General features: G+C 61.1%; 18 protein-coding genes and 1 tRNA gene. 14 read left to right on the top strand and 5 right to left on the bottom strand.

Annotated elements, in window-relative coordinates; all coding sequences use genetic code 11:
• Position 1 precedes the first annotated feature (1 nt).
• The 4 genes from JKP78_RS23910 to JKP78_RS23925 all read left to right on the top strand — a co-directional run bounded on the left by JKP78_RS23910 (position 2) and on the right by JKP78_RS23925 (position 3,512).
• Positions 2-1,024 carry a LacI family DNA-binding transcriptional regulator gene (locus JKP78_RS23910; protein WP_186690578.1) on the top strand — a complete coding sequence of 341 codons (1,023 nt, stop codon included), beginning with the start codon at positions 2-4 and terminating at the stop codon, positions 1,022-1,024.
• A 15-nt stretch (positions 1,025-1,039) separates the two neighbouring features.
• On the top strand, positions 1,040-1,948 hold the full coding sequence (gene rbsK / locus JKP78_RS23915; RefSeq protein WP_200627870.1) for a ribokinase: 909 nt from the start codon (positions 1,040-1,042) through the stop codon (positions 1,946-1,948).
• On the top strand, positions 1,945-2,343 hold the full coding sequence (gene rbsD / locus JKP78_RS23920) for a D-ribose pyranase (RefSeq protein ID WP_186690581.1): 399 nt from the start codon (positions 1,945-1,947) through the stop codon (positions 2,341-2,343). Before rbsK ends, rbsD begins: the two co-directional genes overlap by 4 nt.
• Positions 2,344-2,510: 167 nt before the next feature.
• Complete coding sequence (locus JKP78_RS23925; protein WP_200627871.1) at positions 2,511-3,512, top strand: nucleoside hydrolase; 1,002 nt, start codon at positions 2,511-2,513, stop codon at positions 3,510-3,512.
• Here JKP78_RS23925 and JKP78_RS23930 read toward each other — a convergent pair.
• Positions 3,484-3,696 (bottom strand): hypothetical protein, encoded by a 213-nt coding sequence (locus JKP78_RS23930; protein WP_170030407.1) that lies wholly within the window; start codon positions 3,694-3,696, stop codon positions 3,484-3,486. The genes JKP78_RS23925 and JKP78_RS23930 overlap by 29 nt on opposite strands.
• A gap of 272 nt (positions 3,697-3,968) precedes the next feature.
• Here JKP78_RS23930 and JKP78_RS23935 point away from each other — a divergent pair, with 272 nt between their 5' ends.
• Positions 3,969-4,289, top strand: coding sequence for an I78 family peptidase inhibitor (locus tag JKP78_RS23935; RefSeq protein WP_200627872.1), 321 nt, complete (start codon positions 3,969-3,971; stop codon positions 4,287-4,289).
• Positions 4,290-4,500: 211 nt separating this feature from the next.
• Here JKP78_RS23935 and JKP78_RS23940 read toward each other — a convergent pair whose 3' ends face one another.
• Positions 4,501-4,713 (bottom strand): cold-shock protein, encoded by a 213-nt coding sequence (locus JKP78_RS23940; protein WP_003250656.1) that lies wholly within the window; start codon positions 4,711-4,713, stop codon positions 4,501-4,503.
• A gap of 162 nt (positions 4,714-4,875) precedes the next feature.
• On the bottom strand, positions 4,876-5,181 hold the full coding sequence (locus JKP78_RS23945) for a hypothetical protein (RefSeq protein ID WP_186690584.1): 306 nt from the start codon (positions 5,179-5,181) through the stop codon (positions 4,876-4,878).
• 337 nt (positions 5,182-5,518) lie between these two features.
• Between JKP78_RS23945 and thrS the strand changes: the two genes are divergently transcribed.
• The 9 genes from thrS to JKP78_RS23990 all read left to right on the top strand — a co-directional run bounded on the left by thrS (position 5,519) and on the right by JKP78_RS23990 (position 13,006).
• Complete coding sequence (gene thrS / locus JKP78_RS23950) at positions 5,519-7,441, top strand: threonine--tRNA ligase (RefSeq protein WP_200627874.1); 1,923 nt, start codon at positions 5,519-5,521, stop codon at positions 7,439-7,441.
• Positions 7,441-7,992 (top strand): translation initiation factor IF-3, encoded by a 552-nt coding sequence (infC, locus tag JKP78_RS23955; protein ID WP_013972005.1) that lies wholly within the window; start codon positions 7,441-7,443, stop codon positions 7,990-7,992. Before thrS ends, infC begins: the two co-directional genes overlap by 1 nt.
• Positions 7,993-8,053: 61 nt before the next feature.
• Positions 8,054-8,248, top strand: a complete 195-nt coding sequence (gene rpmI / locus JKP78_RS23960) for a 50S ribosomal protein L35 (RefSeq protein WP_003250667.1) — start codon at positions 8,054-8,056, stop codon at positions 8,246-8,248.
• Between the two features lie 27 nt (positions 8,249-8,275).
• Positions 8,276-8,632 (top strand): 50S ribosomal protein L20, encoded by a 357-nt coding sequence (rplT, locus tag JKP78_RS23965; RefSeq protein WP_003250671.1) that lies wholly within the window; start codon positions 8,276-8,278, stop codon positions 8,630-8,632.
• 109 nt (positions 8,633-8,741) lie between these two features.
• Positions 8,742-9,758, top strand: a complete 1,017-nt coding sequence (pheS, locus tag JKP78_RS23970; protein WP_170030402.1) for a phenylalanine--tRNA ligase subunit alpha — start codon at positions 8,742-8,744, stop codon at positions 9,756-9,758.
• Positions 9,759-9,791: 33 nt separating this feature from the next.
• A complete protein-coding gene (gene pheT, locus JKP78_RS23975) occupies positions 9,792-12,173 on the top strand; it encodes a phenylalanine--tRNA ligase subunit beta (protein WP_200627875.1) in 2,382 nt (793 codons plus the stop codon).
• 4 nt (positions 12,174-12,177) lie between these two features.
• Positions 12,178-12,480 carry an integration host factor subunit alpha gene (gene ihfA / locus JKP78_RS23980; RefSeq protein WP_003250679.1) on the top strand — a complete coding sequence of 101 codons (303 nt, stop codon included), beginning with the start codon at positions 12,178-12,180 and terminating at the stop codon, positions 12,478-12,480.
• Positions 12,461-12,817 (top strand): MerR family transcriptional regulator, encoded by a 357-nt coding sequence (locus tag JKP78_RS23985; RefSeq protein WP_003250681.1) that lies wholly within the window; start codon positions 12,461-12,463, stop codon positions 12,815-12,817. The genes ihfA and JKP78_RS23985 overlap by 20 nt, the downstream gene beginning before the upstream one ends.
• 112 nt (positions 12,818-12,929) lie before the next feature.
• A tRNA-Pro gene (locus tag JKP78_RS23990) sits at positions 12,930-13,006 on the top strand.
• Between the two features lie 550 nt (positions 13,007-13,556).
• On the opposite strand, the gene JKP78_RS23995 is transcribed toward JKP78_RS23990, so the two are convergent.
• The gene (locus JKP78_RS23995) at positions 13,557-14,759 is read right to left on the bottom strand and encodes a hypothetical protein (protein WP_200627876.1); all 1,203 of its coding nucleotides are present in this window, start codon (positions 14,757-14,759) and stop codon (positions 13,557-13,559) included.
• A gap of 308 nt (positions 14,760-15,067) precedes the next feature.
• Entirely contained in the window at positions 15,068-16,156 is a 1,089-nt protein-coding gene (locus JKP78_RS24000) for an endonuclease NucS domain-containing protein (protein ID WP_200627877.1), read from the bottom strand.
• Positions 16,157-16,180: the final 24 nt, after the last annotated feature.

Consider the following 16,180-nt stretch of genomic DNA (forward strand, 5'->3'; position numbering starts at 1 on the left):
CATGGCAACCATCAAAGACGTCGCGGCACTGGCGGGCATTTCCTACACCACCGTGTCCCATGTGCTGAACAAGACCCGCCCGGTCAGCGAGCAGGTGCGGTTGAAAGTCGAAGCCGCCATCGTTGAACTCGACTACGTGCCCAGCGCCGTGGCGCGTTCGTTGAAGGCGCGCAGCACCGCCACCATCGGCCTGCTGGTGCCCAACAGCGTCAACCCGTACTTCGCCGAGCTGGCGCGGGGTATCGAGGATGCCTGTGAGCGCAACGGCTACTGCGTGATCCTGTGCAACTCCGATGACAACCCGCAAAAACAGCGCAGCTACCTGCGCGTGTTGCTGGAAAAGCGCATCGATGGCCTGGTGGTGGCCTCGGTGGGCCAGGACAGCGACCTGCTGCAAAGCCTGGCCGGGGTGCGTACGCCGATGGTCATCGTCGACCGCGAACTGGAAGGCGTGGACGCCGACCTGGTGCGCATCGACCACGAACTGGGTGCGTACCTGGCCACCCGCCACCTGCTGGAGCTTGGCCACCGCGATATCGCCTACATCGGTGGCCCCGCCGAAACCGGGGTGTCCCAGCTGCGCCTGAGCGGCTTTCGGCGCGCCATGGCCGAGGCCGGCGCAACGGCCGCGGGCGATCGCGTGCTGCACTGCGACTTCACCAGCCTGGGCGGTTATGCGGCGGCGGCGCAGGTGCTGCAGGGCCAGCGGCCAACGGCGATTTTCGCCGGCAACGACATGATCGGTTTCGGCGTGCTGCGCGCTGCCGCCGAGCGCCAGCTCAACGTGCCCGCCGAGCTGTCGGTGATCGGTTTCGACGACATCGAACTCAGCCGTTATGTGTATCCGCCGCTGACCACCGTGGGCCAGTCGATCCGCGAGCTGGGCGAAAGCGCCGCCTCGCTGTTGCTGGCGCGCATCGGTACCCCTCGGCAGGGGGCGCCGGAGCAGCGCATCGTCGCCCCGCGCCTGGTGCTGCGCGAATCCACCGGGCCACGCCCGGACCTGTTCAATGATTACCGCTAACGCTAAGGAAATGTCATGAGTGCCAAGGTCGTGGTGGTCGGGAGCCTCAACATGGACCTGGTGGCCCGCGCCCAGCGCCTGCCCCGGGCCGGCGAAACGCTCCCCGGCGACAGTTTTTTCACCGTGCCCGGCGGCAAGGGCGCCAACCAGGCCGTGGCCGTGGCGCGCCTGGGCGGCAGCGTGGCGATGATCGGCAACGTGGGTGACGATGCCTACGGCCAGCAACTGCGCCAGGCCTTGTATGTCGAAGGCGTCGACTGCCGGGCAATCGACACCTGCCCGGGCGTGTCCAGCGGTGTGGCGCTGATCACCGTGGATGCGGCCAGCCAGAACTGCATCGTCATCATCCCGGGGGGCAATGGCCTGCTGACACCGCAGTCGGTGCAACGTTTCGATGCGCTGCTGCAGGCGGCCGAGATCATCATCTGCCAGCTGGAAGTGCCGGCCGAAACTGTCGCCTGGACCCTGGCCAGGGGGCACGAGCTGGGCAAGCAGGTGATCCTCAACCCGGCGCCCGCCACCGGCCCGCTGCCCGCGGCCTGGTTCGCGCATATCGACTACCTCACCCCCAACGAAAGCGAGGCCGAAGCCCTGAGTGGTGTGGCAGTGACCGACCTGGACAGTGCCCGGCGCGCCGGCGAGCGCTTGCTGCAGCTGGGTGCGGGCAAGGTGATCATTACCCTGGGCGCGCAAGGTGCGCTGCTGGTCACTGCCCAGGGCCACCGGCACTTCCCAGCGCCGGTGGTGCAGCCGCTGGATACCACCGCTGCCGGTGACACTTTCATTGGTGGCTTTGCCGCCGGCCTGGTGCGCGGCCTGGAGGAGGGCGAAGCCATCGCCTTTGGCCAGCGCGCCGCAGCGTTGTCGGTTACCCGTGCCGGGGCCCAGCCGTCGATTCCCTACCTGGCGGAGCTTGCGCCATGAAGAAAACCCCGCTGCTGAACGTTGCCCTGTCACGCACCATTGCCGGCATGGGGCATGGCGACATCCTGGTGATCGGCGATGCCGGCTTGCCGGTACCGCCAGGTGTCGAACTGATCGACCTGGCCGTGACGCCCGGCCTGCCGGATTTCGCCAGTGTGCTGCGCGTGGTGCTGAGCGAGCTGCAGGTAGAGCGCCACGTGCTGGCCGAAGAAATGCAGAAAGTGGTGCCGCCGGCGCTGGTCGAGATCGAGCGGCTCAAAGGCAAGCTGGGCAAGCGGGAATGGCTGAGCCATGAGGAGTTCAAGGTGCTGTCGCGCAGCGCCCGTGCGGTGGTGCGCACCGGCGAGTGCCAGCCCTACAGCAACATCGCGCTGATTTCCGGTGTCACGTTCTAACCGTCAGGACACGCTGTTTTTTGTGGGGGCGGCCTTGTGTCGCGATGGGGCGCGAAGCGGCCCCGGCAATGTTGGCTGCGAAGCTGAAAAACTGGGGCCGCTTTGCGCCCCATCGCGCCGCAAGGCCGCTCCTACAGACATTCGCTTTGGCAACAGGAGTGCCAACCATGCTCAAACCCCTGCTACAAGGAATCGCCTTCATGGTCACCGCCGCTACCGCCCAGGCCGCCCCCATCGACCTGATCATCGACAGCGACCCCGGCGCCGACGACGTGGTCGCGCTGTTCCTGGCCATGGCCTCGCCCGATGAACTGAACATCCGCGCCATCACCACCGTGGCTGGCAACGTGCGCCTGGAAAAAACCTCGCGCAATGCCCGCCTGGCTTGCGAATGGGCTGGCCGCGATGACATCCCGGTGTATGCCGGTGCCGGCCGCCCGCTGGTGCGCAAGCCGATCTACGCTGCCGAGGTGCATGGTGAGGAAGGCCTCACCGGCGTCGAGGTCAAAGAGCCGAAAACGCCCCTGGCCCAGGGCAACGCCGTGCAATACCTGGTCGACACCCTCAGCGCCGCCAAGCCGCACAGCATCACCATCGCCATGCTCGGCCCGCAGACCAACCTGGCCCTGGCGCTGGTCCAGCGCCCGGACATCGTCAAGGGCATCAAGCAGGTGGTGGTCATGGGCGGTGCCCATTTCAACGGCGGCAACATTACCCCGGCGGCGGAATTCAACCTGTACGCCGACCCGCATGCTGCCGAAGTGGTGCTGGCCAGCGGTGTGCAACTGACCTACCTGCCGCTGGATGTCACCCACAAGCTACTGACCAGTGACGCCCGCCTCAAGCAGTTGGCGGCAGTGAACAACCAGGCCAGCAAGCGCGTGGTGGACATCCTCAACGCCTACATCACCCACGACATGGACCTGTACGGCATGCCCGGCGGCCCGGTGCACGACGCCAGCGTCATCGCCTACCTGCTCAAGCCCGAGCTGTTCAGCGGCCGGCGCATCCACATGAGCATCGACAGCCGCGAAGGCCCCACCTTCGGCCAGACCATTGCCGACTGGTACGGTGTGCTCAAGCAGCCTGCCAATGTGCTGTGGGTGCAGGAGGGCGATGCCCAGGGCCTATTCGACCTGCTCAGCGCCCGTTTGGCCCGATTGGAATAGCCGCATGCGGCGCGTAGCGTTCGAACACCTGGTCGATGAAGCTGCGCGCCGCCTCGCTGCCGCGGTCGCGCACCAGCAGGTCGATGGCAATCAGTAGCAACTCTTCCGGTGTGCCGGGGCTGTACGCGCTCTGGCCTTCGGCCCATTTGACCTTGATATCGGCAACAATGCTGTGGCTGCTCATTAACGCTCTCGTTGGGGGCCCGGACGAAGGACGAACACTGACCCTGGTGTTCGATGGAGGCGGGGTGCGCTCCACTTCTTGCACTAAATCATGACTTTGCGTCATTGACCTTGCGACTTAAGCATATGGCAAATGCGGCGGCTTGTGCAAAATCCGGTCACGATTGCGTTTTCGCCTGTGCCGCTTGGTTGAGGCAAACTTGACCGGTTTTGCAACAAAAGAACAGTGGAACTGTCGGATCAGGCAGTTCCCGGACCGATTTAGGAGGCTTCATGTTCCGTACCCGTGCTTACCTGGCAACCCTGGCGGTGGCTGCTGTCCTGGCTGGTTGCAGCACTGGTGGCAATGCTGGCGGTGGCGCTACGCCGGCCGCGCCGGCTGGCAACGATGGCCGCTGCGAAGCCAGCGGCGCCGATTTCACCCTTGGCAAAGTGGCCAGCGCCGAACTGCTGGAGCAGGCGCGCAAGGCCAGTGGCTCGCAGATGGCGCGCATTCTCAAGCCGCACGATGTGGTCACCTTGGAGTACCGTTCCGAGCGCCTGAACCTGAATGTGGACGAGCAGGGCAAGGTGACCCGGGTCAACTGCGGCTGACCGCTAGCCGCGGTCCTTTGTAGGAGCGGCCTTGCGTCGCGATGGGCCGCGCAGCGGCCCCAGGTTTTCAGCTTCGCAGCAAACATTGCCGGGGCCGCTGCGCGCCCCATCGCGACGCAAGGCCGCTCCTACAAGAAGCGAACGGGGCTGGCCCGGCAAGCGCCCATAAAAAAACCCGCCACAAGGGCGGGTTTTTCTACAGCTATCCGAATTACTCCGGACGAACCTGTGCAGCCTGCATGCCCTTCTGGCCGCGCTCGGCGACGAAGGAAACAGTCTGGCCTTCTTTCAGGCTCTTGAAGCCGTCGGATTCGATGGCCTTGAAGTGAACGAACAGGTCGTCGCCGCCGCCTGCTGGGGTGATGAAGCCGTAGCCTTTCTCATCATTGAACCATTTGACGGTGCCTTGTTGGCGATTGGACATGGGTGAATCTCCAGAACATTTAGTTTTTTCAGTGGTGCAATGCGGCCGAGGCTACGGAGCACGGGACACATCATAGTCTAATTCTGCACATCTAGCGCCTTTTACCTTCGCAGGATATTGATCCAGCGCAAAGAATGGCTGGCCTGCTCTGGCTGTAAGGTTTCAGCGCTTCGGTGCGCAGGCTTGTTTCACCACGGTCTGCGCCTTCTGCATCAGCTTGGCATCAACACCATCCTTGCTGTCCAGGTCGGCGATTTCCGCGTCGGTGAAATTCTTTTTGATGGCTTGGGCACCGCAATCGCAGTGCTTTTTCGCGGTTGCGGCGTCAACGCCCTGGCCGCTGGCCACCTGGGTGCACTGGGTCATGTAGGCGGCCTCCTTCCCGGCTGGGAAGTTGCCGGCGTTTGCAGCCACGGGCAGCAGCAGGGCGCCAGCGGCCGCCAGGGCCAGAAGAGACGGAACTCGCATAACCAGTTACTCCTTGGGTAAATGTCTCATCAAGAGTAGGTTGCTTCCCAAGGTCTGATAGGAAATTTTCCGTGTAAGTTCACCCAAGCGGCGTAATTTCCAAATATTTCTGCGTGGCGCCCAACCCGCGTGCTAGCATGCCCGGCTTGTGGTCGCGCCGTTGCGCGCCGCAGCTATCTTTTTTCTTTCCAGTCACTCTGGTTCGTCCCCCGCAAGCCGAAAGGCTTCTGCCACTGTGAGGCAGGCTTCCTGTGCAGGAAGGCAGGTCGGATCTTGTACTGGCTCATCCCAACCCACGTGACCTTTGGTAGGGGTCACCACTAGGAGAGGAGGCGCCATGCCCGTTATTACTCTTCCCGATGGCAGTCAACGTTCGTTCGATCATGCCGTATCCGTAGCCGAAGTCGCCGCTTCCATCGGCGCCGGCCTGGCCAAGGCCACCGTGGCCGGCAAGGTCGACGGCAAGCTGGTCGATGCCTGCGACCTGATCCACAACGACGCCACCCTGCAGATCATCACCCCTAAAGATGAAGAGGGACTGGAGATCATTCGCCACTCGTGCGCCCACCTGGTCGGCCACGCGGTGAAGCAGCTGTACCCGACCGCCAGGATGGTCATCGGCCCGGTCATCGACGAAGGCTTCTACTACGACATCGCCTACGAGCGCCCCTTCACCCCTGAAGACATGGCCGCCATCGAAAAGCGCATGATGGAGCTGATCGACAAGGACTACGACGTGGTCAAGAAGATGACCCCGCGTGCCGAGGTCATCGACGTGTTCAAGGCCCGTGGCGAAGACTACAAGCTGCGCCTGGTCGAAGACATGCCGGACGAGCAGGCCATGGGCCTGTACTACCACGAAGAATACGTCGACATGTGCCGCGGCCCGCACGTGCCGAACACCCGTTTCCTCAAGGCGTTCAAGCTGACCAAGCTGTCCGGCGCCTACTGGCGCGGCGATGCCAAGAACGAGCAGCTGCAACGCGTGTACGGCACCGCCTGGGCCGACAAGAAGCAGCTGGCTGCGTACATCCAGCGCATCGAAGAAGCCGAAAAACGCGACCACCGTAAGATCGGCAAGCAGCTCGACCTGTTCCACCTGCAGGAAGAAGCCCCGGGCATGGTGTTCTGGCATGCCAACGGCTGGACCGTGTACCAGGTGCTCGAGCAGTACATGCGCCAGGTGCAACGCGCCAACGGCTACCAGGAAATCAAGACCCCGCAAGTGGTCGACCGCATTCTCTGGGAGCGTTCCGGCCACTGGTCCAACTACGCCGAGAACATGTTCACTACTTCGTCGGAAAGCCGTGACTACGCGGTAAAACCGATGAACTGCCCGTGCCACGTGCAGGTGTTCAACCAGGGCCTGAAGAGCTACCGCGACCTGCCGCTGCGCCTGGCCGAGTTCGGTGCCTGCCACCGTAACGAGCCGTCCGGCGCCCTGCACGGCATCATGCGCGTGCGTGGCTTCGTGCAGGACGACGCGCACATCTTCTGCACCGAAGAACAGGTAAAGAAGGAAGCCGCCGACTTCATCAAGCTGACCCTGGACGTGTACAAGGACTTCGGCTTCACCGACATCGCCATGAAGCTGTCGACCCGCCCCGCCAAGCGCGTCGGTTCCGAAGAGCTGTGGGACCGTGCCGAAGGTGCACTGGCCGACGCCCTGAACGAATCGGGCCTGGAGTGGGAATACCAGCCGGGCGAGGGCGCCTTCTACGGGCCGAAGATCGAGTTCACCCTGCGCGACTGCCTCGGCCGTAACTGGCAGTGCGGTACCCTGCAGTACGACCCGAACCTGCCCGAGCGCCTGGATGCCAGCTACATCGCCGAAGACAACAGCCGGGTCCGCCCGGTCATGCTGCACCGCGCCATCCTCGGTTCGTTCGAGCGCTTCATCGGCATGCTGATCGAGCACTACGCCGGTGTGTTCCCGGCCTGGCTGGCGCCAACCCAGGCGGTGATCATGAACATCACCGACAAACAGGCCGATTTCGCCCTCGAGGTGGAAAATACCCTGAACGGTAGCGGTTTCCGTGCCAAGTCGGACTTGAGAAATGAGAAGATCGGCTTTAAAATCCGCGAGCATACTTTGCTCAAGGTCCCGTACCTTTTGGTTATAGGGGATCGCGAAGTCGAAACGCAGACCGTCGCCGTACGCACCCGTGAAGGCAAAGACCTCGGCTCCATGCCGGTGGCTGAATTCACGCAGCTGCTCAACAGCGCTGTTGCCCAGCGCGGTCGCCTAGAATCGGAGTAATGACTATTAAGCGTGAAATGAGAAACGATAAACGAACTGCACCGAAAGCCCCGATCAACGAGAATATCTCGGCACGCGAGGTTCGGTTAATTGGCGCTGACGGCGAGCAGATTGGCATCGTCTCGATTGATGAAGCGCTTCGTATCGCTGATGAAGCGAAGCTGGATCTGGTGGAAATTTCTGCCGACGCGCAGCCGCCCGTCTGCAAGGTGATGGACTACGGCAAGCACCTCTTCGAGAAGAAGAAGCAGGCCAACGAAGCCAAGAAAAACCAGAAGCAGATCCAGATTAAAGAAATCAAGTTTCGTCCAGGGACGGAAGAAGGGGATTACCAGGTAAAACTACGCAACCTGGTACGTTTCCTTACCGATGGGGACAAGGCCAAGATCTCTCTGAGATTCCGCGGCCGTGAGATGGCCCACCAGGAGCTGGGCATGGAGCTGTTGAAGCGGGTCGAAGCCGACCTCGCCGAATACGGCTCCGTTGAGCAGCATCCTAAGATGGAAGGACGCCAGCTTATGATGGTCATCGCCCCCAAAAAGAAGAAGTAATCTCCCGGGCACGGCAGGCCTGATGATTATTGTGTAATTTTATCGAATGCGGAGTTCCAACATGCCAAAAATGAAAACCAAGAGCGGTGCTGCGAAGCGCTTCCTGAAGACCGCTTCCGGCTTCAAGCACAAGCACGCTTTCAAGAGCCACATCCTGACCAAAATGTCGACCAAGCGTAAGCGTCAACTGCGCGGTGCCAGCCTGCTGCACCCGTCTGACGTGGCAAAAGTCGAGCGCATGCTGCGCGTACGTTAATTCTGGTTTAGATAGAGGAAGTTACTCATGGCTCGTGTTAAGCGTGGCGTCATCGCTCGTAAGCGTCACAAGAAAATTCTGAAACTGGCTAAAGGCTACTACGGTGCACGCTCGCGCGTATTCCGCGTTGCCAAGCAGGCGGTCATCAAGGCTGGTCAATATGCCTACCGTGACCGTCGTCAGAAGAAGCGTCAGTTCCGCGCACTGTGGATCGCTCGTATCAACGCCGGTGCCCGCACCAACGGTCTGTCCTACAGCCGTCTGATTGCTGGCCTGAAAAAGGCTTCGATCGAAATCGACCGTAAGGTTCTGGCCGATCTGGCAGTGAACGAAAAAGCGGCGTTTGCTGCGATTGTCGAGAAAGCTAAAGCCGTTCTGGCTTAAGTACCCGCGACAATCACCCGGCGGCGCCAGCGCCGTCGGGCATTGAACGTCATCGATAGGGGAAGAGCCTTCAAAGCTCTTCCCCTATTTTCGTATCTGGAGTCTGTACATGGAAAACCTGGATGCGCTGGTCTCCCAAGCCCTGGAAGCTGTGGAGCGCGCTGAAGACATCAATGCCCTGGAACAGATCCGGGTTAATTATCTCGGCAAGAAGGGCGAACTGACCCAGGTGATGAAGACCCTGGGCAACCTGCCAGCCGAAGAGCGGCCGAAAGTCGGCGCGCTGATCAACGACGCCAAAGAGCGCGTTACCGTGGTGCTCAACGCCCGCAAGGCGGCCTTCGAAGAAGCCGAGCTCAGCGCTCGCCTGGCGGCCGAATGCATTGACGTCACCCTGCCAGGCCGCGGCCAGGCCACCGGTGGCCTGCACCCGATCACCCGTACACTCGAGCGCATCGAGCAGTTCTTCACCCACATCGGCTACGGCATCGCCGAAGGCCCCGAGGTGGAAGACGACTACCACAACTTCGAAGCGCTCAACATCCCCGGCCACCACCCGGCGCGGGCGATGCACGACACCTTCTACTTCAATGCCAACATGCTGCTGCGCACCCACACCTCGCCGGTGCAGGTGCGCACCATGGAGTCCAGCCAGCCGCCCATCCGCATTGTCTGCCCGGGCCGCGTGTACCGTTGCGACTCGGATATCACCCACTCGCCGATGTTCCACCAGGTCGAAGGCCTGCTGATCGATCGCGACATCAACTTCGCCGACCTCAAGGGCACCATCGAAGAGTTCCTGCGGGTGTTCTTCGAGAAAGAACTGGCGGTGCGTTTCCGTCCATCGTTCTTCCCCTTCACCGAGCCGTCCGCCGAAGTCGACATCCAGTGCGTGATGTGTTCCGGCAAAGGCTGCCGCGTGTGCAAGCAGACCGGCTGGCTGGAAGTGATGGGTTGCGGCATGGTGCACCCGAACGTGCTGCGCATGTCCGGCATCGACCCGGAAGAATTCCAGGGCTTTGCCTTCGGCATGGGCGCCGAGCGCCTGGCCATGCTGCGCTATGGCGTCAACGATTTGCGTCTGTTCTTCGACAACGACCTGCGCTTCCTCGCGCAATTCCGCTAGGTCAATGCCCGACGCAACTTTCAGGAGAACAGCATGAAATTCAGTGAACAGTGGCTGCGCGGTTGGGTAAACCCGCAAGTCTCCCGTGATGAACTGGTCGCCCGCCTGTCCATGGCCGGCCTCGAAGTCGACAGCGTCACCCCCGCTGCCGGCCAGTTCAGCGGCATCGTAGTGGGCGAGATCCTCGCCACCGAGCAACACCCGGACGCCGACAAGCTGCGCGTGTGCCAGGTCAGCAACGGCCAGGAAACCTTCCAGGTGGTGTGCGGCGCCCCTAACGCCCGCCCAGGCATCAAGATCCCGTTCGCCATGATCGGCGCCGAACTGCCCGGCGACTTCAAGATCAAGAAGGCCAAGCTGCGCGGCGTCGAGTCCTTCGGCATGCTGTGCTCGGCTGCCGAGCTGCAGATCAGCGAAGAGAACGACGGCCTGCTGGAACTGGCCGCCGACGCCCCGGTGGGTGAAGACATTCGCCAGTACCTGAGCCTGGACGACGCCAGCATCGAGATCGGCCTCACCCCGAACCGCGGCGACTGCCTGTCCATCGCCGGCCTGGCCCGCGACGTCAGCGCCCTGTACGACACCCCGGTCACCCGCCCGGCGGTGCCAGCCGTAGCGGCGGCCCACGACGAAGTGCGCCCGGTCGAAGTCAGCGCCCCGGCCGCCTGCCCACGCTACCTGGGCCGCGTCATCCGCAACGTCGACCTGAGCAAGCCGACTCCGCTGTGGATGGTCGAGCGCCTGCGCCGCAGCGACGTGCGCAGCATCGACGCTGCCGTCGACATCACCAACTACGTGATGCTCGAACTCGGCCAGCCGATGCACGCCTTCGACCTGGCAGAAATCAACGGCGGCATCCGCGTACGCATGGCCGAAGAAGGCGAGAAGCTGGTCCTGCTCGACGGCCAGGAAGTGGCCCTGCGCGCCGACACCCTGGTCATCGCCGACCACACCCGCGCCTTGGCCATCGCCGGCGTCATGGGTGGCGAGCACAGCGGTGTGAACACCGACAAAACCCGCGACCTGTTCCTGGAAAGCGCCTTCTTCGAGCCGATTTCCGTCGCCGGTAAAGCCCGTTCCTACGGCCTGCACACCGATGCCTCGCACCGCTACGAGCGCGGCGTCGACTCGCAGCTGGCCCGCGAAGCCATGGAGCGTGCCACCCAGCTGCTGCTCGACATCGTCGGCGGCGAAGCCGGCCCGGTGGTCGAAGCCGTCAGCGAACAGCACCTGCCGCAAGTCGCCCCGGTGACCCTGCGCGCCGAACGCATCACCCAGATGCTCGGCATGGAAATGGACCCCGCCCAGGTCGAGCAACTGCTCAACGCCCTCGAACTGACCACGACTCGTAACGGGGAAGGGCAGTGGACCGTCAACGTCCCAAGCCACCGCTTCGACATCAGCCTGGAAGTGGACCTGATCGAAGAGCTGGCCCGCCTGTACGGCTACAACAACCTGCCGGTACGCTACCCGCAAGCCCGCCTGGCGCCGCAAGGCAAGCCGGAAACCCGCGGTGACCTGCCGACCCTGCGCCGCCTGCTGGTTGCCCGCGGCTACCAGGAAGCCATCACCTACAGCTTCATCGACCCGAAACTGTTCGAACTGTTCAGCCCGGGCGTAGAGCCGCTGCTGCTGGCCAACCCGATCTCCAGCGACATGGCCGCCATGCGCGCCTCGCTGTGGCCGGGCCTGGTCAAGGCCCTGCAGCACAACCTGAACCGCCAGCAAGACCGCGTGCGCCTGTTCGAAAGCGGCCTGCGCTTCGTCGGCCAGCTCGGCGACCTGCAGCAGCAACCGATGATCGCCGGCGTGGTCACCGGCAGCCGCCTGCCGGAAGGCTGGGCCAACGGCCGTGACGGCGTCGACTTCTTCGACGTGAAGGCCGACGTGGAAGCCCTGCTGGGCTACTCCGGCGCGCTGAGCGACTTCACCTTCAGCGCCGGCAAGCACCCCGCCCTGCACCCAGGCCAGACCGCCGCCATCGAGCGTGACGGCAAGCTGGTCGGCTACCTCGGCGCCATCCACCCAGAGCTGGCCAAGGCCCTGGACCTGGACCGCCCGGTGTTCCTCTTCGAGCTGGTGCTGGGCGACGTGGTCGAAGGCCGCCTGCCGAAGTTCAGCGAGCTGTCCAAGTTCCCGGAAACCCGTCGTGACCTGGCTTTGATCGCAGGACGTGATGTAGCTTCTAGCGCGGTGCTTGAAGTAATTCGTGACAATGCAGGCGAATGGCTCACAGACCTCAGGCTGTTTGATGTCTACCAGGGTAAAGGCATTGATCCTGATAGAAAAAGCCTGGCCGTCGGCTTGACCTGGCAGCATCCATCGCGCACTCTTAACGACGATGAGGTGAACGCCGCACTGCAAAACATCCTCACCTCGCTCGAACAAAGGTTGAACACCACGTTAAGGAAATAACGGCATGGGTGCTCTGACGAAAGCTGAGATGGCCGAAAGGCTGTACGAGGAGCTAGGGCTTAACAAGCGTGAGGCCAAGGAGCTGGTCGAGCTGTTTTTCGAAGAAATTCGGCACGCACTTGAAGAGAACGAGCAGGTCAAGCTGTCCGGTTTCGGCAACTTCGACCTTCGCGACAAACGCCAGCGGCCGGGCCGCAACCCCAAGACTGGGGAAGAAATCCCGATCACTGCACGGCGCGTCGTCACCTTTCGTCCAGGGCAGAAGTTGAAGGCCCGGGTTGAGGCCTATGCTGGAACCAAGCCATAACGACGAACTGCCCCCCATACCGGGCAAAAGGTACTTCACCATCGGTGAGGTGAGTGAGCTTTGTGCGGTAAAACCGCACGTGCTGCGGTATTGGGAGCAGGAGTTCGACCAGCTCAATCCCGTGAAGCGGCGGGGGAACCGGCGGTATTATCAGCGCCAGGATGTGCTGATGATTCGCCAGATTCGTGCGCTGCTTTATGACCAGGGGTTCACCATTGGCGGGGCTCGGTTGAGGCTTTCAAGTGATGAGGCCAAGGATGAGTCTAGCCAGTACAAGCAGCTGATTCGACAGATGATTGTCGAGTTGGAGGATGTGTTGGTGGTGTTGAAGAAGTGACCTGGTTGCTGGTGAATGAAAATTTTTTGAGAAAAAGCTTTCATTTATCAGGAGGTTAGGGTACATTCTTCAACGTTCTCGGTAGCATTGAGAACATGCTTCAAAGCCCAGTCGGGGCGTAGCGCAGCCCGGTAGCGCACTTGCATGGGGTGCAAGGGGTCGAGTGTTCGAATCACTCCGTCCCGACCATTATTTAAACGACTAAGCCACCTTCGGGTGGCTTTGTTGTTTCTGGGATTTTGATTTTTAGGGGTTTTGCTTGTTCCGTTAATCGATCTTGTGATTCGGGTGGGGGTAAGTTCGCGATACGTGTCGTTTCGGTACCGTGTAGTTGAGCAGGCGTTTCGAAAAAAAAGGGCGGGCGACCCTGGTTCAATTACGGCCGCGGCTTCTATTCGCGGCTCAGCTACTGATCCCCCGACGCTAATCTATGAGGACGGTTCGGCATACAGTTTTTTCGGTCGAATTCTCGTGTTGGTCTGTATGCAGCTTATCGCTGGCTGTGCATAGTGCGTGCGATCCATGCCACGGGGCCGGGGTAATTTGAAATGTGTCGGTATCTATCTGTTTTTTCTGATTATTAATTTATTGGTCAACTTGCTTGGAATACCAGTTGGAACGCTGTGTGGTCTGGATTCCGATGGAGTTGCTTTTTGAGCACTTTTTTGTGCGGCAGCAAACAGATTGGCAGTTCCGGTATTCAATCAACACCGGAGCGTGGGTAGGCATGGGGGCCGGATCAATTCGGTTTGGCTACCGTCGCGGCATTCTTGCTTAATACAGGAGCGGCTACATGCACCTTGGCCTCGGACAAGGCAATACAGCGATGTGCGTAGCTGTCGATCTCTTTCAAAGCGATATTTCGGTAGCTAGCGGGACAGATCAACAACGTATCGCCGAAGCGGAACTGACGAAACGCCCTGACGCTGTACAAACCATTCGGCCCCTCGTAGCTCTCCAGTTGCCACGGGGCGCTACTGAATACCTCCTTCGGATAATCCTTTTCGTTCAACACATAGCTCAGCTCGGTATTGTCCCTGATTTTGATCAGATTGGCGGCGGAATAGACCCACAGGTCCAAGAGGGCCGGCAACAGCATGGCGTTGACGAAGATGCACCCGAGCAGCACCAGTGCGGCTCGGCCGGTGCGCTGCATCGCATTGCCGTTTGTCAAATAAAAGACGAGGACTGGCGCTAGGTAGAGGCACATTATCAATAAGCAGAGGGCGATAGCCCCGAATGCCTCTTCGTCGCTCTCTCCGCCTCGCCACGTCATGATGGCTAGCTGGGCGGGCATGACTCCACTCACCGAAGTAAACGCGAGCAGCGTACCTAGCCAGCCAACGAGGGCTGTGTAATAGAGTTTGCGATGCGAGGGTTTGCGGGGACCAGGCGGCAGCTCCAGTACTTTGTTGTGCAGGGGCGCATCGCGGTGAAGCAGAACTATCACGGCACAAGCGGCAGCGACTACGACGATAGGGAAGAAGTAGCCTGGGGCCATGGTGTAATCAAAGAGGGCCCCCAGCAGGTTGAGCGATAGCAGTAGGTAGCCCCCGCCTACGATGAGGCCAAAGCGTAAGGCGAGCCTCTTTTCCAGCTCTCTGTCAACGGTGCATACAGACATGCTCAACGTGAAGACCAAAGACGGCACCGATACGATGAGCAGCAGCGACGCGAGTATCAGCAGGCTGAAGAATAACCAGGCGACGAGGTTCGAAGGGTTCCCTAACGAACTCAGGATCAACTCGGGGTGATGGATTACCCAGAGGTACTTGGTGAGGAGTGAGATTGAGATAAGCGTTGAAACTACTGGCAGCCACCATTTGATATCGGCGAGGAGTTTGAATAATGCTTGCCGGGGGCTGCTGGAGGCGGAGGGGGCGGGCGGTGAAGCGGGGGATGGGCTTTGAGGGATGGTTGTGGGGGGAGATACGGGTGCCATGAGCGTGTGTTTCTTCCTAGTTTTTGTGGTTCTGAACACAAGGTAAAGTTTCGGGAGTCTTTATATCTGATTACTCAAATCATCTAGGGTGGGCCCGAATTGAGCAGAGTGCCTAGTCTGTTTCCTGTCAACGAGTCGGAAGCACGGCATGCCCAAGAATAGAGCCTGCCGTATGCACCAATTTTTTAGCTAGGTTGATTTCCGCGACCGTCCGCCTGACTTGCTATCCGTTTGGCTGAGCAGATTACAGGTGGTGATTGAGATCGCTAGGTGCCAGAGCCGATAGCTTGTCCGGATGAGTCGAATGATCATAGCGCCTTGTTGAGCAAACGCGCCTTCAACCGCTCTATCGTCCAGCGCCACTTGGGTGTGGTTGGGCGGCAGACGGTGTTTTGGTTACCGAACAGACCGACTTCCTTGATGGCCTGTTCAACCGGCACGGTCTGCAGCCATTCCACAGGCACGAAGTACTCGCACAGCGCTGGGTCGTTGCTGTATTCGGCGTGGTAGGTACCACGCTTGGCGGCTTGCAGCACCGGCGTATCAACGCCGTTGTAGGGCACGGTGAAGTCTGCCGCTGCTGTGGCTCGACCGGTCACACGGCCGACACCAACGTACCCTTGCTGCGGAATGTTGACCCACACCCGGTCGCCGGGGGCGAGCATCTTCAGGCTGTTGCTGTACCAAGTGCCGCCACCGCCACAGATAAAACCAAAGGCTTGCGCATCCAGCCAGGAACGCGTGGAACTGTGGCCGAAAGAGCAATAGAACTCACCATTCCACGGCTCGCTCGGGCCATCGCTGCGAGTGTTGCTGGCATTGGCCTGGGTTTCCACAGGGTCTAGCAGCCAGGAGCGGCTGATCAGTTGTTGCGCGCCCTGCTTGAACACCTGAAAGCACAGCACGTTGATAGCAATATCCCGCTCGCTGAGGTACGCCACGATACGCTCGGTGCTGGCGTCCAGCCCGGACGCGACGATGATGATCTGGTGACTTTGGTTGAGAGCCTCTTCATCCAGCGGCAGGCCGAAGTAGGCTTGAAAGTCCGCCGCCAAGTCGGCGTTCTGGCTGTAACGTTTGTAGATGGCGGCAATATCCTCGGCGGCCAGCTTCTCCACCCACGAGGCATAGTCCAGCGCCTGCGCCACCACATCACGCGGAGTGCGGTCGCGCTTGAGTTCGATCACCACCAGGGAGGCATCCGGAGCGATGGCCAGCAGATCGATCCGCCCGCCCAGCCCGGTGCTTTCCTGACGGCCGATCAACATCCACTCTTCCGACAGCAGCCGTGGCGCGCTGACGATCATGTCTTCCAACAACTGCTCGCTGGGCAGGATGCACTCATGCAACTGGTTGGGTTGGCCACCGACCGTCCAGATTTGCGTTTTGATGGGCATGGGGTTGTCCTTAATTTCATGCAG

Source organism: Pseudomonas sp. LAM2023 (assembly GCF_016620375.1).
Lineage (GTDB): Bacteria > Pseudomonadota > Gammaproteobacteria > Pseudomonadales > Pseudomonadaceae > Aquipseudomonas > Aquipseudomonas anuradhapurensis.

Excerpts from the sequence above, each read along its gene's own strand:
- JKP78_RS23910 (WP_186690578.1), top strand. The coding sequence starts at position 2 with ATGGCAACCATCAAAGACGTCGCGGCACTGGCGGGCATTTCCTACACC.
- rbsK (WP_200627870.1), top strand. The coding sequence starts at position 1,040 with ATGAGTGCCAAGGTCGTGGTGGTCGGGAGCCTCAACATGGACCTGGTG.
- rbsD (WP_186690581.1), top strand. The coding sequence starts at position 1,945 with ATGAAGAAAACCCCGCTGCTGAACGTTGCCCTGTCACGCACCATTGCC.
- JKP78_RS23925 (WP_200627871.1), top strand. The coding sequence starts at position 2,511 with ATGCTCAAACCCCTGCTACAAGGAATCGCCTTCATGGTCACCGCCGCT.
- JKP78_RS23930 (WP_170030407.1), bottom strand. The coding sequence starts at position 3,696 with ATGAGCAGCCACAGCATTGTTGCCGATATCAAGGTCAAATGGGCCGAA.
- JKP78_RS23935 (WP_200627872.1), top strand. The coding sequence starts at position 3,969 with ATGTTCCGTACCCGTGCTTACCTGGCAACCCTGGCGGTGGCTGCTGTC.
- JKP78_RS23940 (WP_003250656.1), bottom strand. The coding sequence starts at position 4,713 with ATGTCCAATCGCCAACAAGGCACCGTCAAATGGTTCAATGATGAGAAA.
- JKP78_RS23945 (WP_186690584.1), bottom strand. The coding sequence starts at position 5,181 with ATGCGAGTTCCGTCTCTTCTGGCCCTGGCGGCCGCTGGCGCCCTGCTG.
- thrS (WP_200627874.1), top strand. The coding sequence starts at position 5,519 with ATGCCCGTTATTACTCTTCCCGATGGCAGTCAACGTTCGTTCGATCAT.
- infC (WP_013972005.1), top strand. The coding sequence starts at position 7,441 with ATGACTATTAAGCGTGAAATGAGAAACGATAAACGAACTGCACCGAAA.
- rpmI (WP_003250667.1), top strand. The coding sequence starts at position 8,054 with ATGCCAAAAATGAAAACCAAGAGCGGTGCTGCGAAGCGCTTCCTGAAG.
- rplT (WP_003250671.1), top strand. The coding sequence starts at position 8,276 with ATGGCTCGTGTTAAGCGTGGCGTCATCGCTCGTAAGCGTCACAAGAAA.
- pheS (WP_170030402.1), top strand. The coding sequence starts at position 8,742 with ATGGAAAACCTGGATGCGCTGGTCTCCCAAGCCCTGGAAGCTGTGGAG.
- pheT (WP_200627875.1), top strand. The coding sequence starts at position 9,792 with ATGAAATTCAGTGAACAGTGGCTGCGCGGTTGGGTAAACCCGCAAGTC.
- ihfA (WP_003250679.1), top strand. The coding sequence starts at position 12,178 with ATGGGTGCTCTGACGAAAGCTGAGATGGCCGAAAGGCTGTACGAGGAG.
- JKP78_RS23985 (WP_003250681.1), top strand. The coding sequence starts at position 12,461 with ATGCTGGAACCAAGCCATAACGACGAACTGCCCCCCATACCGGGCAAA.
- JKP78_RS23995 (WP_200627876.1), bottom strand. The coding sequence starts at position 14,759 with ATGGCACCCGTATCTCCCCCCACAACCATCCCTCAAAGCCCATCCCCC.
- JKP78_RS24000 (WP_200627877.1), bottom strand. The coding sequence starts at position 16,156 with ATGCCCATCAAAACGCAAATCTGGACGGTCGGTGGCCAACCCAACCAG.